The sequence below is a fragment of the Crossiella sp. NPDC003009 genome (genome assembly GCF_053591555.1).
On the sequence record NZ_JBSFUA010000062.1, the window covers coordinates 13,244 to 33,920 of the forward strand.

Annotated in this window: 21 protein-coding genes; 8 read left to right on the forward strand and 13 right to left on the reverse strand. The window is 70.4% G+C overall.

What is annotated here, in order from left to right; genetic code table 11:
• Positions 1-98: 98 nt before the first annotated feature.
• A complete protein-coding gene (locus ACWDY5_RS37440) occupies positions 99-617 on the forward strand; it encodes a hypothetical protein (protein WP_252481174.1) in 519 nt (172 codons plus the stop codon).
• 12 nt (positions 618-629) lie between these two features.
• Here ACWDY5_RS37440 and ACWDY5_RS37445 read toward each other — a convergent pair whose 3' ends face one another.
• The 4 genes from ACWDY5_RS37445 to ACWDY5_RS37460 form a co-directional block, all read right to left on the reverse strand.
• On the reverse strand, positions 630-1,046 hold the full coding sequence (locus tag ACWDY5_RS37445) for a hypothetical protein (protein WP_449726873.1): 417 nt from the start codon (positions 1,044-1,046) through the stop codon (positions 630-632).
• 8 nt (positions 1,047-1,054) lie between these two features.
• Entirely contained in the window at positions 1,055-1,792 is a 738-nt protein-coding gene (locus ACWDY5_RS37450) for a hypothetical protein (RefSeq protein WP_449726874.1), read from the reverse strand.
• Positions 1,793-1,919: 127 nt separating this feature from the next.
• The gene (trhA, locus tag ACWDY5_RS37455) at positions 1,920-2,597 is read right to left on the reverse strand and encodes a PAQR family membrane homeostasis protein TrhA (protein ID WP_449726875.1); all 678 of its coding nucleotides are present in this window, start codon (positions 2,595-2,597) and stop codon (positions 1,920-1,922) included.
• 62 nt (positions 2,598-2,659) lie between these two features.
• Positions 2,660-3,049 carry a CoA-binding protein gene (locus ACWDY5_RS37460; RefSeq protein ID WP_449726876.1) on the reverse strand — a complete coding sequence of 130 codons (390 nt, stop codon included), beginning with the start codon at positions 3,047-3,049 and terminating at the stop codon, positions 2,660-2,662.
• 67 nt (positions 3,050-3,116) lie between these two features.
• Here ACWDY5_RS37460 and ACWDY5_RS37465 point away from each other — a divergent pair, with 67 nt between their 5' ends.
• The 5 genes from ACWDY5_RS37465 to ACWDY5_RS37485 all read left to right on the forward strand — a co-directional run bounded on the left by ACWDY5_RS37465 (position 3,117) and on the right by ACWDY5_RS37485 (position 8,432).
• A complete protein-coding gene (locus ACWDY5_RS37465; protein ID WP_283661592.1) occupies positions 3,117-3,896 on the forward strand; it encodes an isoprenyl transferase in 780 nt (259 codons plus the stop codon).
• A 29-nt stretch (positions 3,897-3,925) separates the two neighbouring features.
• Entirely contained in the window at positions 3,926-5,161 is a 1,236-nt protein-coding gene (locus ACWDY5_RS37470; RefSeq protein ID WP_449726877.1) for a DUF885 domain-containing protein, read from the forward strand.
• 339 nt (positions 5,162-5,500) lie between these two features.
• Positions 5,501-6,400 carry a PfkB family carbohydrate kinase gene (locus ACWDY5_RS37475; protein WP_449726898.1) on the forward strand — a complete coding sequence of 300 codons (900 nt, stop codon included), beginning with the start codon at positions 5,501-5,503 and terminating at the stop codon, positions 6,398-6,400.
• A gap of 398 nt (positions 6,401-6,798) precedes the next feature.
• Positions 6,799-8,082 carry a PhoH family protein gene (locus tag ACWDY5_RS37480; RefSeq protein WP_283661589.1) on the forward strand — a complete coding sequence of 428 codons (1,284 nt, stop codon included), beginning with the start codon at positions 6,799-6,801 and terminating at the stop codon, positions 8,080-8,082.
• A gap of 167 nt (positions 8,083-8,249) precedes the next feature.
• Complete coding sequence (locus ACWDY5_RS37485; RefSeq protein ID WP_449726878.1) at positions 8,250-8,432, forward strand: hypothetical protein; 183 nt, start codon at positions 8,250-8,252, stop codon at positions 8,430-8,432.
• Positions 8,433-8,528: 96 nt separating this feature from the next.
• Here the strand turns inward: ACWDY5_RS37485 and guaB1 are convergent, their stop codons facing one another.
• The 5 genes from guaB1 to pdxR form a co-directional block, all read right to left on the reverse strand.
• Positions 8,529-9,968: a GMP reductase gene (gene guaB1 / locus ACWDY5_RS37490; protein WP_449726879.1), complete on the reverse strand. Its 1,440-nt coding sequence runs from the start codon at positions 9,966-9,968 to the stop codon at positions 8,529-8,531.
• Between the two features lie 47 nt (positions 9,969-10,015).
• The gene (locus ACWDY5_RS37495) at positions 10,016-10,855 is read right to left on the reverse strand and encodes an NAD(P)H-binding protein (protein WP_449726880.1); all 840 of its coding nucleotides are present in this window, start codon (positions 10,853-10,855) and stop codon (positions 10,016-10,018) included.
• A gap of 139 nt (positions 10,856-10,994) precedes the next feature.
• Positions 10,995-11,315 (reverse strand): DUF4288 domain-containing protein, encoded by a 321-nt coding sequence (locus ACWDY5_RS37500; protein ID WP_449726881.1) that lies wholly within the window; start codon positions 11,313-11,315, stop codon positions 10,995-10,997.
• Between the two features lie 134 nt (positions 11,316-11,449).
• The gene (locus ACWDY5_RS37505) at positions 11,450-12,952 is read right to left on the reverse strand and encodes an ATP-dependent DNA ligase (RefSeq protein ID WP_449726882.1); all 1,503 of its coding nucleotides are present in this window, start codon (positions 12,950-12,952) and stop codon (positions 11,450-11,452) included.
• Positions 12,934-14,364, reverse strand: coding sequence for a MocR-like pyridoxine biosynthesis transcription factor PdxR (pdxR, locus tag ACWDY5_RS37510; RefSeq protein WP_449726883.1), 1,431 nt, complete (start codon positions 14,362-14,364; stop codon positions 12,934-12,936). Before pdxR ends, ACWDY5_RS37505 begins: the two co-directional genes overlap by 19 nt.
• Positions 14,365-14,411: 47 nt before the next feature.
• Between pdxR and ACWDY5_RS37515 the strand changes: the two genes are divergently transcribed.
• The gene (locus ACWDY5_RS37515) at positions 14,412-15,338 is read left to right on the forward strand and encodes a DMT family transporter (RefSeq protein WP_449726884.1); all 927 of its coding nucleotides are present in this window, start codon (positions 14,412-14,414) and stop codon (positions 15,336-15,338) included.
• Here ACWDY5_RS37515 and ACWDY5_RS37520 read toward each other — a convergent pair.
• Complete coding sequence (locus ACWDY5_RS37520) at positions 15,277-16,674, reverse strand: class II fumarate hydratase (protein WP_449726885.1); 1,398 nt, start codon at positions 16,672-16,674, stop codon at positions 15,277-15,279. The two genes, ACWDY5_RS37515 and ACWDY5_RS37520, sit on opposite strands and share 62 nt — an antisense overlap.
• Positions 16,675-16,931: 257 nt before the next feature.
• Here ACWDY5_RS37520 and ACWDY5_RS37525 point away from each other — a divergent pair, with 257 nt between their 5' ends.
• Positions 16,932-17,927 carry an NAD(P)/FAD-dependent oxidoreductase gene (locus tag ACWDY5_RS37525; RefSeq protein WP_449726886.1) on the forward strand — a complete coding sequence of 332 codons (996 nt, stop codon included), beginning with the start codon at positions 16,932-16,934 and terminating at the stop codon, positions 17,925-17,927.
• Between the two features lie 59 nt (positions 17,928-17,986).
• Here the strand turns inward: ACWDY5_RS37525 and ACWDY5_RS37530 are convergent, their stop codons facing one another.
• From ACWDY5_RS37530 to ACWDY5_RS37540, 3 genes are all read right to left on the reverse strand, one after another.
• Positions 17,987-18,604: a L,D-transpeptidase gene (locus tag ACWDY5_RS37530; RefSeq protein WP_449726887.1), complete on the reverse strand. Its 618-nt coding sequence runs from the start codon at positions 18,602-18,604 to the stop codon at positions 17,987-17,989.
• 174 nt (positions 18,605-18,778) lie between these two features.
• Complete coding sequence (locus tag ACWDY5_RS37535; protein ID WP_449726888.1) at positions 18,779-19,549, reverse strand: S1 family peptidase; 771 nt, start codon at positions 19,547-19,549, stop codon at positions 18,779-18,781.
• A 186-nt stretch (positions 19,550-19,735) separates the two neighbouring features.
• On the reverse strand, positions 19,736-20,500 hold the full coding sequence (locus tag ACWDY5_RS37540; RefSeq protein ID WP_449726889.1) for a S1 family peptidase: 765 nt from the start codon (positions 20,498-20,500) through the stop codon (positions 19,736-19,738).
• Positions 20,501-20,677 lie beyond the last annotated feature (177 nt).

Sequence of the window (20,677 nt, forward strand, 5' to 3'; positions counted from 1 at the left end):
TCCACGGGCGAACGCGACCGCGAAACGAAGTACTCGCCGAATGAGTTGGAAGAGGTGTAAGCATGTAATCAGTGCAACGAGGACAAGAGGAGAAAGCCATGGGGCATCGACACAGCGGCAAGGAAGCGGCGGGCTGGTTCGCGGGCAGGCTGCCGGACGGCTGGTTCACCGGCCCGCCCGAGGTCATCGTGGACCGCGAGGAGATCACCATCCTCGGCGAGCTACAGCCCCTGGACGGCGACTACCCGGACGAGGCCGAACGCGCCGCGGCCGAAGCCGGCCGGATCGCCCGCTGGCGCGAGCAGACCCGCGCGGAACGCATCGACATCGCCCGCCAGGCCGAGCACCGCTACGGCCGCAAGGTCGCCTGGGCGGCCCGCCTCGGCGGCACCGAGGAACGCTTCACCCGGCTGTCCGTCCCGGTGATGACCCGCCTCCGCCAGCCGGAACGCCTGGTGCTGGACACCCTGGTGGACGCGGGCGTGGCCCGTTCCCGCTCGGAGGCGCTGGCCTGGGCGGTGCGACTGGTGGGCAAGCACGCCGACGAGTGGCTCGGCGAGCTGCGCGAGGCGATGACCAAGGTCGACGAGCTGCGGGCCAAGGGGCCGGGGCTGTAGTCGCGGATCCAGTCAGCGGCGGAGATAGTTGTTGAGCAGCTGAAGGTGCTTCAGGTCGCGCGGTCTGCGCAGCAGTAGTTTCGACTGCCTGATGATCTCCAGACGCACGAACCGGAACCCGCCCACGGTGGTGGCCGTGTCGATGATTTCATCGGTGCTCCAGATTGTGGGGAACCACCCGTTGAGTACTTCGACATGGCCACCGGCGAGTTGGACCCGCTTGACGTCACCGAAGGGCGCGGGTTCCGGCGTGCCTGCCGCGATGGCCATCGCCCAGGCTTTTCCGCGGGCGACGACGTCCAGGTCAGACGGGTCGTCGATGAGACCGAGCGCGTACAACGGTGCGCTCCCGGCCAGCGCGTAATCACTGACCGGGAACCCGAAGGATTTCAGCTCCGAAAAAAACGGGTGGTCCAGCGGATCGGGCATCTAGATCCTTACAGTGCGGGCAGGCCGAGTGCGATCCTCACTGTAACAGCAATGCTCAGGGCGACAAGCAGGCTCGAGAGTGTTCCGATTAGAAAATACTCGATGAAGTTCTTCTCGTGAGCCTTCGGGTCTGGAATGCGCGCGAGTGATTTGGCGGTGATGGCCAGGGCAGCCGCGCTCGGCTGACCGCCAACGATGAAAGCAAACACGATCGCTCGTTCGAGCCAGCCGATATATTCGCTGGTAAGTGCCTGTTCCAGTGGTGCTGTCTTGTCTTTCTCGGGCAGGCCGATGAAGGTCTTGACGAGGAGCAATACCAGGTCGTTCCCGCAGAACACTGCAGCGAGCAGTCCAGAGGCCACCAATGCTGCTCGGTCGCTGGTGAGTATTTCGCCGACTTTGGCCAACGTGTTCCAGCCCTGTGCGATCAGGAGCACGAATAGGACAGCTGCGATCAGAATGGCAGCCGTCGCTACTGCTCGCCTCCAGGTGTCCTTTGCGAACTTTGTTGCGTTGTTGCCGATCTTTTTTCGATCTGCCGTTAAGTGAAGGATGCTTGCGAGAATTGTGGCCGTCCACAACACCCAACCGCGCCAGCTTCCGGCGAGTGGAATGAGAACATAGGCAGAATACAAGACAGTCCACAGAATTCGGAATACCGGACTGTGGCGAAGGCCGCGGTCCGGCAGGCTCAGCGGTAACCACAGTGCGACGACGAGGCCGAGAACTACTCTCGTGATTTCCACCTGCCCATCGTCCCAGGCGGGATGTCGCAACGAGGTCCCCGCCGGGTCTACCTACGGTTACGGAAGGGCACACTGCGGGGCTGCCGGGGTGCGGGCAGGCGGCGGGCGCCCGCACCCCGGCAAGTCGCTACGGGAAGAGCACCAGCCAGACCGCGATGTAATGGCAGACCGCGGCCAGCGCGGTGGCCGCGTGGAAGAACTCGTGGAAGCCGAAGACCTTCGGCCACGGGTTGGGCCAGCGGGTGCCGTACATGATGCCGCCGACGGTGTAGAACAGGCCGCCGACCAGCAGCAGCACCAGTGCCGTGATCCCGCCGCGGGAACCCAGCTCGGGCAGCACGAAGACGGCCACCCAGCCCAGCGCGATGTAGATCGGCACGCCCAGCCAGCGCGGGGCCTCCGGCCAGGCCAGCTTCAGCGTCACCCCGGCCAGCGCGCCGCCCCAGACCACGGCCAGGACCACGCTGCCCAGGCCGGGGTCCATGGCCAGCAGGCAGAACGGGGTGTAGGTGCCCGCGATGAACAGGAAGATCATCGAGTGGTCCAGGCGGCGCATCCAGCGCAGCGCGCCCTCGGTCACCCAGGTGCGCCGGTGGTACAGCGCGCTGATGCCGAACAGGCCGAGGATGGTCACGGTGTAGATCGAGGTGGCCAGGGCCGCCCGCGCGGAGACCGAGCCGGCGGCCACCGCGATCAGCGTTCCGCCCGCGACCAGCGAGACGAAGAAGGACCACAGGTGGATCCAGCCGCGCATCCGCGGCTTGACGATCTGGTCCGGGGGTGTGGGAAGGGTCGCGGATGACACCTGTCAAGGTTACGGCACCGTAGGTTACGCACTGGTTATGTTGTGGTCAGCTGCACATCACTTCAGCCGGTGAGGTTGCGGTGGTCGACGAGGATGCACCGGTCCGCCACCACGTCCAGCCCGGCCGCGGCCGCCTTCTGACAGGACTCCTCCTCGACGATGCCGAGCTGGAGCCACAGCGCGCCCGCGCCGACCTCGATGGCCTGCTCCGCCACCGGCGGGACCGACTCGGCGCGGCGGAAGACGTCCACGATGTCGATGTGCTCCGGCACCGAGGCCAGGTCCGGGTAGACCGGCATGCCGCGGAACTCGCGTAGCGCCGGGTTCACCGGGAACACCCGGAAGCCCTGCTGGTGCAGGTACTGCGCGATCTGATGGCTCGGCCGGTCCGGCCGGGCGCTGACGCCGACCACGGCCACGGTGCGGGCGGTGCGCACGAGCCGTGCGATCACCTCGGGGTCCTGCCACTGGGGGTGCACACGAACAGTGTGCCTGGGTATCGGCGTACGCTGCGCGGACGTGGGTGTACGTCAGCGAGTACGCGATCTGCTCGAAATCGGTTACGAGTGGCGGCTGCGCCGTGGCCTGATCGGGGTGGAGCATCCCCGCCACGTCGGCGTGATCCTGGACGGAAACCGCAGATGGGCCAAGGAAGCCGGGCTCGTCGACGTCAACGACGGGCACCGGATCGGCGCGCAGAAGATCGAGCAGATGCTCGGCTGGTGCCGTGAGGTCGGCGTCGAGGTGGTCACCCTGTGGCTGCTCTCCACTGACAACCTGGACCGGCCGCCGGAGGAGCTGAACCCGCTGCTGGACATCATCGCCGGCGTGGTGGACGAGCTCACCGAGCCCGGCACCGGCCTGCGGGTGCGCATCGTGGGCGCGCTGGACCTGCTGCCCACCGAGACCGCGGCGCGGCTGTCCGCGGCGGCGCTGCGCACCAGGGACCGCGACGGCATGGAGGTCAACGTCGCGGTCGGCTACGGCGGCCGCAGGGAGATCGCCGACGCGGTGCGCAAACTGCTGCTCCAGCACGCCGAGGCCGGCACCACCATCGAGGAGCTGGCCGAGGTCCTCGACGTCGACCACATCGCCGAGCACCTGTACACCTCTGGTCAGCCCGACCCGGACCTGCTCATCCGCACCTCCGGCGAACAGCGCCTCTCCGGCTTCCTGCTCTGGCAGTCCGCGCACTCGGAGTTCTGGTTCTGCGAGGCCTATTGGCCGGAGTTCCGCCGCATCGACTTCCTGCGCGCGCTGCGTGCCTACGCCGCCCGGCACCGGCGTTTCGGCTCGTAGTCCCGGACCGCTGGCGTAGGGTCCGCGCGGTGGAGGGACATCAGCTCGTACGCGAGTACCTGTTGCTCGGCCTGCGGTTCGACCGCCTGGTCGACGGTTTCGTCGACGCCTACACCGGCGATCCCGCGCTGCGGCGGCAGGTGCTCGCCGAAGCCCGCCCCGACCCCGCGGCACTGGCCGCCAGGGCCAGGGAGCTGCGCGCCGAGCTGGCCGGGATCAACCTCGAACCGGAACGCGTCGCCTTCCTGGACGCGCACCTGGTCGCGCTGGAGTGCTCCGGCCGCAAGCTCGCCGGGGAAGCGGTCTCCTTCGTCGAGGAGGTCGAGGCCTACTTCCAGGTCCGGATCACCCCCGGCGAACAGGACGACTACCGCGCCGCGCACGCCGAGCTGTCGGACCTGCTGCCCGGCGAGGGCTCGCTGGAAACCCGCCTGAGCACCTTCCGCGCTCGCGACCTGGTCCCCCCGGACAAGCTGGAACCCGCGGTGCACGCCCTCTCCAGCGCGCTGCGCGACGAGGTCCGCACCACCTTCGGCCTGCCGGAGCAGGAGGTGGTGGACTACGAGATCGTCGCGGACAAACCGTGGAGCGGCTTCAACTACTACCTCGGCGACTACCACTCCAAGGTCGCCATCAACGCCGATTTGGGCCACCGCATGGCCAACCTCCCGCACCTGGTCGCCCACGAGTCCTACCCCGGCCACCACACCGAACACTGCCGCAAGGAAGCGGGCCTGGTCGGCACCCTCGGTCAGTCCGAACAAACGATCTTCCTGGTCAACACCCCGCAATGCCTGATGGCCGAAGGCCTCGCCGACCTGGGCCTGCACGCCGTCATCGGCTCCGGCTGGGGCACCTGGACCCAGGAGATCGTCGCCGACCTGGGCCTGCGCATGGAAGGCGAACAACAGGAACGCCTCGAAGGCGCCCTGGACAAACTCGCCACGGTCCGCCAAGACGCCGCCCTCATGCTGCACGACCGGGGCGCCGACGTGGACGAGGTAGCCATGTTCCTGCGCCGCTGGCTGCTGTGCACGGACGCGCGTGCCCGGCAGATGATCCGGTTCCTGTCGGATCCGCTGTGGCGGGCGTATACGACGACGTATGTGGAGGGGTACCGGCTGCTGCGGACGTGGTTGAACGCGCGGCCTTCGGGGGAGACGGTGGCGGAGCGGTATCGGCGGTTGCTGGATGAGCCGTTGATTCCGGCTGGGGTGCGGGCGGAGATCGCGGCGGACATCCCGGCGGTGCCGAGGGTCAGGTGAGCGCTCCGGTTCGGTTCGCTGGCCCAGGCTCAATGTGACCGGTCGTCTTAGAGGTAGGGCGAATCCTGGGCGGGAGCGAATCCGGGCGAAGCCGCGCCCGGGCCTTTAAGACGACCGGTCACATTCGCCGGTTGCCTGAGACGACCGGTCACATTCGCTGCTTCTTAAAGACGACCGGTCATATTTAGCGCAGACCCAAGACGACCGGTCACATTGCCTGGCGGCCTGGCTGGCTGAGTGGCTGGCCGGTCGGGCGGTGCCAGTGGCGCTGTGTCGATCACCGGCAAGGCAAGCGAGACTGCCGATGACCGCCACCCCACAACCAGAAAGCACGGTGAGATGACCGGTCACATTCCAGGGCGGGTGCTGTGTGTTGGGCTGGCGACCCTCGACGTCCTGCACCGCGTCCCCGACTTCCCCGCCCCCAACCGCAAGGTCACCGCGACCCGTCAAGACGTCGCCGCTGGTGGTCCCGCATGTAACGCCGCGGTTACCGCTGCCGCCACCGGATCCGCCGTCACTCTCCTGACCGCACTCGGAGATCACCCGTTGGCACGTCTCATCCACCAGGAACTGACTGGTTTCGGTATAACCGTGCGTGACTGCACGCCCGACCGGCAGCTGCCGCCCGCGGTCTCCGCGATCACCGTGCATGAGCGGACCGGGGACCGGAACATCGTGTCCACCGACGCGGGTGGGGTGTCCGCGACACCGCCGGCGGACCTGTCCGAGTTGCTCGCCGCGGCCGACGTTGTGCTCATCGACGGCCACCATCCGGACCTGGCCAGGGCCGCCGTCCGGGCCAGTGCGCCGGTGGTCTTCGACGCGGGGCGGTACCGGCCGCACCATGATGAGCTGCTCGCCGCCGCCGATGTGGTGATCTGCTCCGGGGACTACCGACTCCCTGGTCAGGACGGTCGGACCGACACGCTGGCGGCGTTGCGGGGGATCGTGCGGACCGGGGCGATGACCGCGGGCGGGGAGCCGATCGTCTACTGGGACCGGGGGCTGGGGACCGGTGAGGTGGCCGTGCCGCGGGTGCCGGTGCGGGACACGCTGGGGGCGGGGGACGCTTTGCACGGGGCGTTCGCGAGCTCGGTGGCGGAGCGGGGGTGGGTGGCCGCGGAGCTGGCGGAGCACCTGGCTTGGGCGGCGGGGGTGGCTTCGGTGCGGGTGCGGTACCCGGGGCCGCGGGACTGGCTGCGGTATGCACCCAGCGTGACCGAAAAGCGACAATAGGGACATTTTGGCTGGTGGCGGTGGCGCTATGTGTGCAGTACGTAGCGTTGCGGTGACAATTAACCAAATCACCTGTGTGGCTTCATGCCGATTGACGGTGGCCGCAGGTAGCTTGCCAGTGACGGGTCGACCCGATCGACTCGTCCAGGGAGGCCCTGGTCGTGACGTCTACGCGCACGCGGGGGCCGGCACCCGGCCCTTGTGGCCGTGTGTTCCGACGCTGAAGCCATCAGCGTCGACGAACACCGACCCGCAGGGTAGTGCCTGGCCCACCGAGCACCGAACGCGGGTGCCGCGTTCGTGAGGGAGTTGCCGTGAGCGCACGACGGTCCCCAGCACAGTCCTCGACCCGTTCCGCCCGCAGCGGTGCCCGCCGTGCGACAGCCTCAAAGGGCTGTATGTACGTGCTGGACACCTCGGTGCTGCTGTCCGACCCCTGGGCGATCACCCGGTTCGCGGAGCACCAGGTGGTGCTGCCGCTCGTGGTGATCAGCGAGCTCGAGGGGAAGCGACACCACCCGGAGCTGGGCTGGTTCGCTCGCGAGGCACTGCGCTTGCTCGACGACCTCCGCGTACTGCACGGAAGGTTGGACTCGCCGGTTCCGATCGGCGAGGAGGGCGGCACCCTCCACGTGGAACTGAACCACTCGGATCCGGATGTCCTGCCTTCCGGCTTCCGCACCGACTCCAACGACGCCCGGATCCTCGCTTGCGCGTTGAACCTGGCCGCGGAGAACAACCAGGTCACCCTGGTTACCAAGGACATGCCGCTGCGGGTCAAGGCCAGTGCGGTGGGGCTGGCCGCTGACGAGTACCGGGCCCAGGACGTCACGCCGTCCGGCTGGACCGGCACGGCTGACCTGGAGGTCGGCTCGCACGTGGTGGACACGCTGTACAAGGAGAGCGTGGTCGACCTGGACGAGGCGCGGGACCTGCCGTGTCACACCGGGTTGCGGCTGCTCGCCGGGACCGCGAGCGCGCTGGGCCGGGTCACCCCGGACAAGCGGGTGCGGCTGGTCCGCGGCGACCGCGAGGCCTTCGGGCTGCACGGCCGCTCGGCCGAGCAGCGGATCGCCCTCGACCTGCTGCTGGACCCCGAGGTCGGCATCGTCTCCCTCGGCGGGCGGGCCGGCACCGGCAAGTCCGCGCTGGCGCTCTGCGCCGGTCTTGAGGCGGTGATGGAACGGCGGCTGCACCGCAAGGTGGTGGTGTTCCGGCCGGTCTACGCCGTCGGCGGACAGGAGCTGGGCTACCTGCCGGGCAGCGAGAACGAGAAGATGATGCCCTGGGCCCAGGCGGTGTTCGACACGCTGGGCGCGATGGTCAGCAAGGACATCATCGACGAGGTGCTCGACCGCGGCATGCTGGAGGTGCTGCCGCTGACCCACATCAGGGGCCGGTCGCTGCACGACTCCTTCGTGATCGTGGACGAGGCGCAGTCGCTGGAACGCAACGTGCTGCTGACCGTGCTGTCCCGGCTGGGCACCGGCTCCAGGGTGGTGCTCACCCACGACGTGGCGCAGCGGGACAACCTGCGGGTCGGCAGGCACGACGGCATCGCGGCGGTGATCGAGAAGCTGAAGGGGCATCCGCTGTTCGCGCATGTCACCCTCACCCGCTCGGAGCGCTCGCCGATCGCGGCACTGGTCACCGAGATGCTGGAGGGCGACTACATGAGCTGAGGCGGGGGCGGGCGGCACGACTCGTGCCGCCCGCCACGCGCTCATCGGCCGATCGGCAGGCCGGGGATGGCCGATCGGCCAGGTGGACAGTGGCCGTACTGCCGATCCGCGGGTGGGCGGCACCGGGCGATAGTGGTTCCAGAACACAGCGAGCCCGAGGAGACCACATGATCGAGATGGTGCTGACCTGGACCGGAGCCGTGCTGAGCGTGCTCGTCCTGGTCCTGATGGTGCTGCCGGTCATCGTGGACGGCACGGGCAAGGCGGCCAAGCGTGCCAAGCCGGCTCGGGGGCCGGCGCACGTCGGGGTGCAACCCGCGGTTCGCGCCGCGGGACCGATCGCCGCCTGACGCGGGGAGACAACCAGCCGGGCCGCTCGGGGCGGTCCGTTGCCCACGGACCCCATGCCTCCTTCGGGGGGAGGCATGGGGTCCGTTTTGTCTGCGCTACCAACCGGTCGGCAGGGGGCGGCCCTCGGCGAAGCCCGCCGCGGACTGCACACCCAGCAGCGCGCGCTGGTGGAACTGCTCCACCGTGGTCGCGCCCGCGTAGGTGCAGGAGGAGCGGACGCCGGAGCAGATCGCGTCCAGCAGGTCCTCCACGCCGGGGCGCAGCGGGTCCAGGCGCATCCGGGAGCTGGAGATGCCCTCCTCGAACAGGCCCTTGCGAGCCCGGTCGAAGGCCGAGTCGGTGCGGGTGCGGGCGCTGACCGCGCGCTTGGAGGCCATGCCGAAGGACTCCTTGTACAGCCTGCCCTGCTCGTCCTGGTGCAGGTCGCCCGGCGACTCGTAGGTGCCGGCGAACCAGGACCCGATCATCACCGAGCTGGCGCCGGCGGCCAGTGCGAGCGCGACGTCGCGGGGGTGCCGGACGCCGCCGTCGGCCCAGATGTGCTTGCCGTACTTGCTGGCCTCGACGGCGCATTCGGCGACCGCGGAGAACTGCGGGCGGCCGACGCCGGTCATCATCCGGGTGGTGCACATCGCGCCGGGGCCGACCCCGACCTTGACGATGTCCGCGCCGGCCTCGATCAGGTCCCTGGTCCCCTCGGCGGTGACCACGTTGCCCGCGACCACCGGCACCGAGGGCGCCAGCGCGCGCACCGCCTGCAGCGCGGTGAGCATCTTCTCCTGGTGCCCGTGCGCGGTGTCCACCACCAGCGTGTCCACCCCGGCGGCCAGCAGCGCCTCGGCCTTGGCCGCCACGTCGCCGTTGACGCCCATGGCCGCGGCCACCCGCAGCCTGCCCCGCTCGTCCAGCGCCGGGCGGTAGATGTCCGCACGCAGCGCGCCGACCTCGGTCAGCACCCCGGCCAGGCGGCCCTCGCCGTCCACCGCCAGCGCCAGCGTGGCCGGGCGGCCGTGCAGCCGCTCGAACACCTCGCGCGGCTGCGCGGTCAGCGGCAGCACCAGCATGTCCTCGTCGAGCACGTCGGCGACCCGCGCGAAGCGGTCCACCCCGGTGCAGGCGGCCTCGTTCACCACGCCCAGCGGGGTGCCCTCGGCGTCGACCACGACCACCGCGCCGTGCGCCCGCTTGTGCAGCAGGTTCAGCGCGTCGGCCACGGCCGCGCCGGCGTCCACCACCAGCGGGGTGTCCCACACCGGGTGTCTGCCCTTGACCCAGGAGACGATCTCGGCGACCGCCTCGGGGGCCACGTCCTGCGGCAGCACGGTGATGCCGCCGCGCCGGGCGATGGTCTCGGCCATCCGGCGGCCGGCCACCGCGGTCATGTTGGCCACCACGATCGGGATGGTGGCGCCGGTCCCGTCCACAGTGGACAGGTCGACGTCGAACCTGGACACGACGCCGGAGCGCCGCGGGACCAGGAAGACGTCGTCATAGGTCAGGTCGTATCCGGGGGTGACCCCGTCCAGGAAGCGCACGACAGCCCAGGATACGGACTCGCGCGCTTCCCGGACTGGGGTTCACATCACTGGAACCAGTCCGCGTGGTCCTGGACCCACTGCCGGTAGGACAGCGCGGGGCGGCCCAGCACCCGCTCGACCGTGTCGGTCACCTCGTCCGGCCGCCTGCTGGCCTCGGCCCGGTAGCCCTCGATCATGGTGATCACGTCGTCCGGATAGCCCTGCGCCCGGCAGAACGCCACCGCCTCCGCCGGGGTCTGCTCGCGGAACTTCAGCTCCCGCCCGAGCACCTCGCCGATGATCCGCACCAGTTCGACCCTGGTGTGCGTTTCCGGTCCGGTCAGGCTGTACCTGGCATAAACGTGACCGTCCTCCAGCAATGCCGCGATGCCCACCTCGGCGATATCCCGTTCGTGGATCGGCGCCATCGCGGCCTGCGGATAGGCGCCGTAGGCGACCCCTTCCAGTTTGATGCTCTCCGCCCATTCGCCGGTGTTCCCGGCGAACATTCCCGGCCGCAGGTGGGTCCATTCCAGCCCGGTGTCCTCCACCGCCTGCTCGACCAGCAGGTGCCCGTCCCCGGCCTCCTTGTTGGTGCGCAGCCGCTGCACCGTCGAGGAGGAGGACAGCGTCACGATCCGCCGGACCCCGGCCTCCTTGACCTTGCCCAGGAAATATTCCAAGCGGGCGAAGTGCGGAAACAGGTACAGCTTGTCCACGCCCTCCAGTGCGGGCAGGAACGTGTCCGGGTCGTTGATGTCAGCCTGCCGGACGTCGGCCGCCCCCGGCAGGTTCGCCTGCCCGGGGTCCCTGGTGGTGGCGCGCACCTGCTCACCCCTGGCCAGCAGGCCGTCCACCACGTGCCTGCCGACCGAGCCGGTCGCGCCGGTCACCAGAATCGTCATAAGTCCCCTCCAGTGCGTTTGATTTCCTTCGGCGGCGACCCTAGCCAGAAAAATCACCTACACGCACATAGGACTTTGCTAACGGAAATACGGCGAAACTATTTGACGGATCGCGATTTTTGCTGTCTGCGGCCGGTGCTCAGAGCGGTTCGCCGCCCAGCAGCGGCTCGAACCGGCGGTAGGCGGCGTAGTCGCGGAAATGGCGGGTGTAGACTTCGGCGCCGTCGCCGAGCGCCTGGTCCGGCACCTCGGCCACGTCCACCACCTGGGCCAGCCGCCAGCGCACCAGCTCGCCGTCGCCGTTGCGGTACTCGGTCTCGCCGTCCCGGCCGTGCCGCTCCGCGCGTGCCCGCGCCGACTCCAGCGAGTCGGCGTCGAGCAGCACGATGTTCTCCTGGTACAGCGGGTCCTTGCCCTCGGCGTGCGAGCACAAGACGATCACCGCGCAGAACCGTGTCATGTCCGCGACAGTAGGCGGTCCAGGCTCGCCTTTCCGGCTCCGGCGCAGGCCAGCAGGGCGGCGAGCACGAGTGCGATGAGCACCGCGAATACCACCGGAATCCCGCGCATTGCGGAAAACTGCGGAAAGCCCTATCAGGGCAGCAATGCGCGGACCGCGTCGATGGTGTCCGCGTCCGCCGCCTCCTTGTCCGGCCGATACCGCAGCACCCGGGCGAAGCGCAGTGCCACGCCGCCCGGATAACGCGGGCTGACCTGGACCCCGTCCAGCTCGATCTCCACCACCAGCTCCGGCCGCACGTACACCGTGTAGTCGTCGGTGCTGGTGGCCAGTTTCCGGAGCTCGGCGGTCTGCCAGGCCAGCAGCTCGTCGGTGAGGCCCTTGAAGGTCTTGCCCACCATCACCGGCGGGCCGCCGTCCGGGTCGCGGGCGCCCAGGTGCAGGTTGGACAGTGAGCCGGTTCGCCTGCCGTGGCCCCATTCCGCGGCCAGCACCACCAGGTCCAGGGTGTGCACCGGTTTGACCTTCTGCCAGGACTTGCCCCGGCGGCCCGCGGCGTAGGGCGAGTCGAGGGACTTGACCATCACGCCCTCGTGGCCGGCGGCCAACGCGTTGTCCAGCAGGGTGGCCGCCGCCGATGGGTCCATTGTGGACGGTATACGGCGGTCGCCAACGAGTGAGTCCAAAGTGGACAGTCTGTCGCGCAGGGGGGCGTCCAGGTAGTCCACGCCGTCCAGGTGCAGCAGGTCGAAGAAGTACGGGTGCAGCAGGAGTTCTCTGGCCGAGGTGGCGCCGAAGCGGCTCATCGTCTCCTGGAACGGGCGCGGGCGGCCGTCGTCGGTGAGCGCCAGGGTCTCGCCGTCGAGCACCACCGAGGTGCAGGGCAGGCCGAGCACCACCTCGATCAGCTCCGGCACCGAGGCGGTGATCTCGCGCAGGGTGCGGGTGAACACGCGCACCGCCTCGCCGTCGCGGTGCACCTGGATGCGGGCGCCGTCCAGCTTGTACTCCACGCTGACCTCGCCCAGCTCGGCCAGCGCGCTGTCCAGGGACTCCGCGGGGGAGGCCAGCATCGGCCGGATCGGGCGGCCGACCTCCAGCCGGAACTCCGCCAGCGCCGCCTCGCCGCCCGCGCGGGCCGACTCCGCGACCGCGGACAGGTCACCGCTGAGCATGTGCGCCCGGCGCACCGCGGCCGCCGGGACCTCGAAGGCGGCGGCCACCGCGTCGGCCATCACGCCGTCCAGCGCGCCCTGGCGCAGCTCGCCGGTGAGCAGGCGGATCAGGAAGTCCTGCTCCGGCTTCGTGGCCTGGCCGAACAGCGCGGTGAGCAGGTCCTTGCGCCGTTGCGCCGAACCGGAGCCCGCGGTGGTGGCCAGCGCGGACAGGGTGTCGTCCACCGCGTGCAGGGTGAGGCCGGGTTCGGCGGCCGGCGTGGTGTCCAGCGCGGTCAGCGAGCGCCAGCCCACGCCGGTGCGGCCCTGCGGCGGCACGCCGATCAGGTAGGCGGTGGCCAGCCGGACGTCGCGGACGTCGGTGGCGCCGCGCAGCAGCGCGGCCAGGGTCTCGATCTTCGCCTTGCGCGCGCGGGTGCCCGCGACCGTGGCGGAGGTGTGCACTAGCTCGGCGAGGCGCATCCCTCCATCTTCACCAGGTCACCGACATTCCGCGCGATGTGCGCGACGGCCGCGCGCAGCCGGTCGGCGGAGAGTGCGGCGTAGCCGAGCACCAGGCCGGGGTAGGGCGTGGGCACCGGCGGGTGCGCGTAGCCGGAGAGCGCGGGCGCGTTGATCCCGGCCCCGGCCAGCCGGGCGGACAGCGCGGCGTCGTCGGTGCCCTCGGGCAGCCGGACCACCAGGTGCAGGCCGGCCGCGATGCCCACGGTGTGCCACTCCGGCAGGTGCTCCGCCAGCGCGGCCAGCAGCGCGTCCCGGCGGCGGCGGTAGAGCAGCCGGGTGCGGCGCAGGTGCCGGTCGTAGCCGCCCTCGCGCAGGAACCGGGCCAGCGCGGCCTGCGGCAGCGGCCCGCAGCCCAGGTCGTGCAGGCGTTTCCGGTCGGCCACCGCGGCGCGCAGGTCGGCGGGCAGCACCAGCCAGCCCAGGCGCAGCGCGGGCGCGAGGATCTTGCTGACGCTGCCGATGTAGGCCACCCGGCTCGGGTCCAGCGACTGGGTCGCGCACACCGTGGGCCGGTCGTAGCGGTGCTCGGCGTCGTAGTCGTCCTCGATGACCACCGCGTCCCGATCACGCGCCCAGGCCAGCAGCGCACGCCGCCGCCGCGGGGCCAGCGCGGTGCCCAGCGGGAACTGGTGCGCGGCGGTGACCAGCACCGCCCTGGTGCGGGTGCGGGCCAGCGCGTCCACCTGGATCCCGTCGCAGTCCACCGGCACCGGGACCGGCCGGAGTCCTTGCGCGGCAAGGAGTTCGGCCTGGCCGTGGTGACTGGGGTTCTCCACCGCGATCTCGGTCAGCCCCCGGTCCCGCAGCACCTGGGCGAGCAGCGCGAGCGCCTCGGCGGCCCCGTGCGTGACGGTGATCCCGGCCGGGTCGGTGACCACCGAGCGGACCCGGCCCAGGTACCCGGCCAGCTCCGCGCGCAGCTCGGGCAGGCCGCTGGGCTCGGGGTAGCCCAGCGCGGAGTCGGGCATCTCGTTGAGCGCGGCCCTGGTCGCGGCCAGCCAGGCGGCGCGCGGGAAGGCGCCCAGCGCGGGCAGTCCCGGCCGCAGGTCGAACCGCCACTGCGGCGCGGCGGCCGGTGCCGGCGCCGGGGACTCGGCCGGGCCGACCGCCTCCGCGATCCGGGTGCCGGAGCCGTGCCTGGCCACCAGGTAGCCCTCGGCGACCAGCTGTTCGTAGCTCGCGGTGACCGTGCCCCGCGACAGCCCGAGCTGGGCGGCCAGGTCCCGGCTGGAGGGCAGCCGGACGCCCGGCCGCAGCCGCCCGTCCCGCACCATCTCCCGGATCGCCTGTTCCAGGGACTTGCCGCGGGCGCCCGGCCCGGACACGGCGGGGAGCAGCAGCTCCCGCAAAGTGGTCCAATCCTTCGCCATGGAAGTGGAGCTTATGGCCAGACCACTTCCGGAGCCAGGCTTCCGCCATGACCACCTCGAAGTCCACTGGTCTCGCCCTGGCCGGCGGGATGGCCGCGCTGTGCCTGGTCGGCGGCGCGGTGCCGGTCAACGGGCTGCTCGGCGCGTACCCGGTGCTGTCCGCGCAGGCCATCCGGTACGCCATCGGCGCGGTCGCGCTGCTCGGCTGGCTGCTGTGGCGCGGCGGCCTGCCCAGGGTGACCGGCCGGGACGTGCTGGCGCTGGTCGCGCTCGCGGTCACCGGCATGGTCGGGTTCAACGTGGCCATCATCGAGGGCCAGCGCTACGCCGAACCCGGTTTTGTCGCCGCCATCATCGGTGGATCGCCGCTGGTCATCGCGCTGGTGGTGCCGCTGGCGCTTGGCAGGCGGCCGCGGCTGACCGCGGTGCTCGGCGCTGGGCTGGTCTTCGCCGGGGTGCTGGTGATCTCCGGCGGCGGGCGCTGGTCGCTGCCGGGGCTGGGCCTGGCGTTGCTGGCCATGCTGGGCGAGGCCGGGTTCACCCTGTTCGCGGTGGGTGTGGTGCGCCGGATCGGCGGTATCGCCACCTCGGCCTACGCCTGTGTGGTCGCGGCCGTGGGTAGCGCGCTGCTGAGCATGCTGGTCAGCGACAACCCGTGGCCCGCGCCGACCGCGGTGGAGTGGACCGCGCTGGTGGTGCTCGGGCTGCTGGTCACCGCGGTGGCCTTCGGGCTGTACTACCGCTGCGTGTCCGTGGTCGGGCCGGAGCGCTCCGGCGTGCTGGCCGGGCTGATCCCGGTGTCCGGGCTGGTGGTCTCGGTGGCGCTGGGCGCGCAGCCGCTCACCCTGACCTCGGCGGCGGGCGCGCTGACCGTGGCCGTGGGGTGTGCCCTCGGTCAGCGCGCCCAGCTGTTCAGCGGCCGCCGTGGGCCATCTTCAGCACGTCCAGAGCCTCGTCCAGCTGTGCGAGCGTGAGCTTGCCCGCGTCCACGTGCCCGCGCGCCAGCACCACCTCGCGGATGGTCTTGCGCTCCTTGAGGGACTGCTTGGCGATCGAGGCCGCCTCCTCGTAGCCGAGGTAGCGGTTGAGCGGGGTGACGATGGACGGCGAGGACTCGGCGTACTCGCGCAGCCGGTCCACGTCGGGCTCTGCCCCGATGACCACCTTGTCCGCGAGCAGCCGGGCCACCGCGCCGAGCAGCCGGGCCGACTCCAGCACGTTGCGGGCCATCACCGGCATCATCACGTTCAGCTCGAAGTTGCCCGCCGCGCCGGCGAAGGCCACCGTGCCGTCGTTGCCGATGACCTGCGCGGCCACCATCATGGCCGCCTCGCAGATCACCGGGTTGACCTTGCCGGGCATGATCGAGGAGCCCGGCTGCAGGTCCGGCAGGTGCAGCTCGCCCAGGCCGGTGCGCGGGCCGGAGCCCATCCAGCGCAGGTCGTTGGCGATCTTGAACAGGCTCACCGCGACCGTCTTGAGCTGCCCGGAGACCTCGACCAGGCCGTCCCGCGCGCCCTGGGCCTCGAAGTGGTCGGCCGCCTCGGTCACCGGCAGCGCGGTGGACTTGATCAGCTCCTCCACCACGGCCGCGCCGAACCCGGCCGGGGTGTTGATGCCGGTGCCCACCGCGGTGCCGCCGATGGGCAGCTCGGCCAGCCGGGGCAGCGTGCCGTCCAGCCGCTGCACCCCCAGGCGCACCTGCCGGGCCCAGCCGCCGACCTGCTGGCCGAGGGTGATCGGCACCGCGTCCATCAGGTGCGTGCGCCCGGCCTTGACCACCTCGGCCCACTCCCCGGCCCGCCGCTCCAGGGTCTGCGCCAGGTGCGCCAGGCCGGGGATGGTGTCGCGCAGCACGGCCTCGGTGGCGGCCAGGTGGATGGTGGTCGGGAAGACGTCGTTGGAGGACTGGGAGGCGTTGACGTGGTCGTTGGGGTGCACGTCCTGGCCGAGCGCCCGGCTGGCCAGGGTGGCGATCACCTCGTTGGCGTTCATGTTGGAGGAGGTGCCGGAACCGGTCTGGAACACATCGATCGGGAAGTGCTCGTCGTGTCCGCCCGCGGCCACCTCGTCCGCGGCGGTCGCGATCGCCTCGGCGATGTCCGGACTGAGCACGCCCAGCCGCCCGTTCACCCTGGCCGCGGCCGCCTTGACCAGGCCAAGCGCCCGGATCTGGGCCCGCTCCAGGCCGCGGCCGGAGATCGGGAAGTTCTCCACCGCGCGCTGGGTCTGCGCCCGCCACAGCGCGTCAGCCGGAACCCTGACCTCGCCCATCGTGTCGTGCTCGACCCGGAATCCCTCGTCGCTCATATCCGAATTCTGCGCCTCTTCCGGTTACTGGGCACCGTGGTCCGCACCACCTAGGCCGTGTCCCGTGGATCTCGTGCGCGAGCGCCGGAGTCCAGGTCGTTCCTGGCGGTGGCGCCGGGACAGCCTCGTACCGGGCGTACTCGGCTGTTCCGGCGACACCGCCAGGGGCGGCTTGGGCCCGGCGATTGCGTGCGAGATCCACGGGACACGGCCTAGGCTCGATGGGGTTCCCAGGACTGGCTAGAGAGCGGGTGTCAATGAGCGCACCGTCCGAGCACAGCCGAACCGAGGTCGACCTGTTGATCGTCGGGGCCGGGCCCACCGGACTGTTCGCGGCTTACTACGCGGGCTTCCGGGACCTGTCCACCGCACTGGTGGACTCGCTGCCCGAGCCGGGCGGCCAGGTCACCGCGATGTACCCGGAGAAGATGATTTTCGACGTCGCCGGGTTCCCCGCGGTCCGCGGGCGCGACCTGATCGGCGCGCTGGTCGAGCAGGCGGCCCAGTACAAACCGAACTACCTGTTGAACCGCAAGGCCCGCACACTGTCCACAGTGGATGGTGGTGGGTTCGACGTCGGCCTGGCCGACGGCAGCGTGATCCGCGCGGGCGCGGTCCTGATCACCGCGGGGCTCGGCGAGTTCCGGCCCCGGCCGCTACCGGTGGGCGAGGACTGGTTCGGGCGCGGGCTGTCCTACTTCGTGCCCGCGCTGGAGGTGCACCGGGACCAGGACGTGGTGGTGGTCGGCGGCGGCGACTCCGCCTTCGACTGGGCGCTGGCCCTGCACCCGATCGCACGCAGCGTCACCCTGGTGCACCGGCGGGCCGCCTTCCGCGCGCACCAGGCCACCGTCCGGCAGGTCCGCGAGCTGGGCGTGCCGATCCTGACCGACGCCGAGGTGGCCGCGATCCGCGGCGGCGCGGGCATCGAGGAGGTCGAACTGTCCTTCAAGGCCGGCGACCACAAGGTGCTGCCCGCGCAGGCGGTGGTGGCCGCGCTCGGCTTCACCGCCGACCTCGGCCCGCTGGAGACCTGGGGCCTGCAACTGGAGAAGCGCACGGTGCTGGTGGACAGCACCGGTCGCACCAACCGGGACCTGGTCTACGCCGCGGGCGATGTGGCCACCTACCCCGGCAAGGTCCGGCTGATCGCCACCGGCTTCGGCGAGGCGGCCACCGCGGTGAACAACATCGCGGTCGCGCTCAACCCGGACGCACATCTGTTCCCGGGTCACTCCAGCAACATGCCCTGAGTCACAACGGAAAACGGCCCCGGTCAGCTCGACCGGGGCCGTTCGTCCTCAGTGGACCATCACGGCACGACGTGCACGATGTCGCCGTTGGACAGGTGGTTGTAGAACTGCTTGGCGGCCGAGGGCGACAGGTGGATGCAGCCGTGCGACTTCTCCCGCAGGCTGCCCTGGTGGAAGGCGATGCCACCGTTGAAGAACACCGACCACGGCATCTTCGCGTTGTTGAAGATGCTGCTGTAGTGCATCGGGCGCTTGACGTTCACCCGGAACGTGCCGGGCGGGGTCAGCCAGCCCTTGCGGCCGTGCGTGATCGGCACCGGCCCTGCCACCACCTTGCCGTCGGCCATGATCCACGCCTTGTTGGCGGAGAGGTCGATGCAGGCCCGCGCGGTGTCCTTGCACGGAGTGGTGTTGCCTGCCGAGGCCGGCTCGACGGTGTCCTTCTGCTCCGGCTTGGGCTTCGGCGGCGTGGTGGTGGTCGGCTGCGTCGTGGTGGGCCGCGTGGTGCTCGGCTGCTTGCTGGTGGACTCCGAAGTGGACGATGACGGGGCCGCACTGCTCGCCACCTGCCCGGTGTTCCCGGCCAGTTGCGGCGTCTCCGGCGTGCCGCAGGCGGCCAGCAGCAGACCGAAAGTAGCGGTCACCGCCAGCATCACAGAGGTCTTCTTGCCACGCATCGCTCACCCCAAGTTCTCCGCCCGGCGTCACGGGCGAGTCATCGCTCCAGCAACGACAATGACGTGCCTTGGGATCCCTAGGTTGCTCTTTCTCGCTTACCCGTTTCGAACTGTGACAAACGGCCCGCCGCTACAGGAGGCGGCGGGCCGTTCGTCAGCCGATCAGGTGAGGGGTCAGAGACCGCCCGTGTTCGTGCTGATCCAGTTGCGGTAGTAGGACACGTCGACGTAGATCGACGGCGCGGTCGCGCAGGTCGCGCCACCGCCGGAGCGGCTGGTCGCGCCGATCAGGGTCCAGTTGCCCGCCGTGCCCTTCACCTGCGGGCCGCCGGAGTCGCCGTAGCAGGCGCCCTTGTTGCCGCCGGTGTTGTTGGTGCAGATCTCAGAAGCGGCGTTGATGCCGGAGCACCGGTTGTCGGCCACGATCGAGGTGTCCAGCTGCTGCAGGGTGATCGGCGCGGAGCCACAGCCGCGGGTGGGGCAGGTCTGGCCCCAGCCGATGATGCGGCTGGCGGTGCCGACCGGGCCGGACTCCGGCGCGATCGAGATCGGCGCCACGCTCACCGAGGACGACAGCTGCAGCACGGACAGGTCGGCGCTGGGGTGGTTGATGATCCGCGACACGCCCGCGGTCACCCCGCCGCTGGTGCGGTTGGTGGTGCCGATCCGGGTGCGGATCGAGGACGGCTGCCTGCCCTGCACGCAGTGCTTGGCGGTCACCACCCAGTTCGCCTTGACCAGGGAGCCGCCACAGAAGTGGCTGCCGGAGGTGCTCTGCAGGGACACCATGAAGCTGTAGGTCTCGGTCGCGTTCGTGCCGCCGACGATGAACGGATCGACGTCACCGGCGGTGGTCGCCGGCGCCGCGGCGGCCGGCATCGCGAGACCGCCCAGCGCGGTCGCGGCCGCGGCCAGGATTCCGACGATCAGAGAACGTGCCCTCACGGTTCTCTCCTCTCAACTTCCGGCGCGTTCGCCGGAGGTGAGGTGCACCGTAAGGACATCCGTTCCACATGGTGAACCCTGCATAAGTAGGGCCGGGTACCGGCTTTGTGTCCGCACATAACGGTTTATGACCGTTAACCGAACGGGCCCGCGGCGAACACCGCGGGCCCGTTAGCTATCGACCCGTTATACGGGACCGGCGATTCCGCTGATCCACGGGCGGAAGACCGGCACGTCGACGTAGATCGACGGCTTCACCGCGCAGATCGAACTGCCGCCGGAACGGCTGGTCGCGCCGATCAGCTGCCACGCCCCCGCGACCATCTTGATCTGCGGCCCGCCGGAGTCGCCGTAGCAGGCGCCCCTGGTGCCGCCGGGGTTGTTGGTGCAGATCTCCTGGGCGCCGAAGATCCCGCCGCACAGGCCGTCGGCCACGATCGAGGTGTTCAGCTGCTGCAGGATCACCGGCGCGCCGCAGCCGCCGGGCGACGGACAGGTCTGGCCCCAGCCGAGCAGCCGGGTCGCGGTGCCCACTGGGCCGGACGCCGCGGCGACCTTGATCGGCGCCTGCGGCACCGCGGCGGCCAGCCGGACCAGGGCGATGTCCCTGGTCGGGTTGAGGTGGATGGCCGTGGCGGCCACGTAGCTGCCGCTGGAGGTGCGGTTGGTGGTGCCGATCCGGGCGCGCACCGAGGCCGGAGTCCTGCCCTGGACGCAGTGCTTGGCGGTGACCACCCAGTTCGACTTGATCAGGGAGCCGCCGCAGAAATGCCCACCCGAGGTGTTCTGCAGGGAAACCATGAAACTGTAGACCTGGGTGGCGTTGACGCCGCCGACGATGAACGGATCGACATCGGTGTTGTCCGGGGCCGCGGTGGCGGACCCGGTCAGCCCGGCAAACGCGGTGGCCACGGCCGCGAGTAATCCGACGACCATTCTTTTCGCTCGCACAGGGATTTCTCCTCTCAACCCCGGCGCCCTCTGCCAAGGTTGACGCGGAGAGTAATCGACCGTAATCGGAGCGTGGTACCGCCTGATGGCCGCACCTGTGTGCCTTTTCGGGCAGGCGTGCGGGCAAAGGCCCTATGTTAGGTGAATAGCGCGAAAAGGCACACTGCCGGTCAGCCC

Excerpts from the sequence above, each read along its gene's own strand:
- ACWDY5_RS37440 (WP_252481174.1), top strand. The coding sequence starts at position 99 with ATGGGGCATCGACACAGCGGCAAGGAAGCGGCGGGCTGGTTCGCGGGC.
- ACWDY5_RS37445 (WP_449726873.1), bottom strand. The coding sequence starts at position 1,046 with ATGCCCGATCCGCTGGACCACCCGTTTTTTTCGGAGCTGAAATCCTTC.
- ACWDY5_RS37475 (WP_449726898.1), top strand. The coding sequence starts at position 5,501 with ATGACCGGTCACATTCCAGGGCGGGTGCTGTGTGTTGGGCTGGCGACC.
- ACWDY5_RS37480 (WP_283661589.1), top strand. The coding sequence starts at position 6,799 with ATGTACGTGCTGGACACCTCGGTGCTGCTGTCCGACCCCTGGGCGATC.
- ACWDY5_RS37485 (WP_449726878.1), top strand. The coding sequence starts at position 8,250 with ATGATCGAGATGGTGCTGACCTGGACCGGAGCCGTGCTGAGCGTGCTC.
- ACWDY5_RS37495 (WP_449726880.1), bottom strand. The coding sequence starts at position 10,855 with ATGACGATTCTGGTGACCGGCGCGACCGGCTCGGTCGGCAGGCACGTG.
- ACWDY5_RS37500 (WP_449726881.1), bottom strand. The coding sequence starts at position 11,315 with ATGACACGGTTCTGCGCGGTGATCGTCTTGTGCTCGCACGCCGAGGGC.
- ACWDY5_RS37505 (WP_449726882.1), bottom strand. The coding sequence starts at position 12,952 with ATGCGCCTCGCCGAGCTAGTGCACACCTCCGCCACGGTCGCGGGCACC.
- pdxR (WP_449726883.1), bottom strand. The coding sequence starts at position 14,364 with ATGGCGAAGGATTGGACCACTTTGCGGGAGCTGCTGCTCCCCGCCGTG.
- ACWDY5_RS37515 (WP_449726884.1), top strand. The coding sequence starts at position 14,412 with ATGACCACCTCGAAGTCCACTGGTCTCGCCCTGGCCGGCGGGATGGCC.
- ACWDY5_RS37520 (WP_449726885.1), bottom strand. The coding sequence starts at position 16,674 with ATGAGCGACGAGGGATTCCGGGTCGAGCACGACACGATGGGCGAGGTC.
- ACWDY5_RS37525 (WP_449726886.1), top strand. The coding sequence starts at position 16,932 with ATGAGCGCACCGTCCGAGCACAGCCGAACCGAGGTCGACCTGTTGATC.
- ACWDY5_RS37530 (WP_449726887.1), bottom strand. The coding sequence starts at position 18,604 with ATGCGTGGCAAGAAGACCTCTGTGATGCTGGCGGTGACCGCTACTTTC.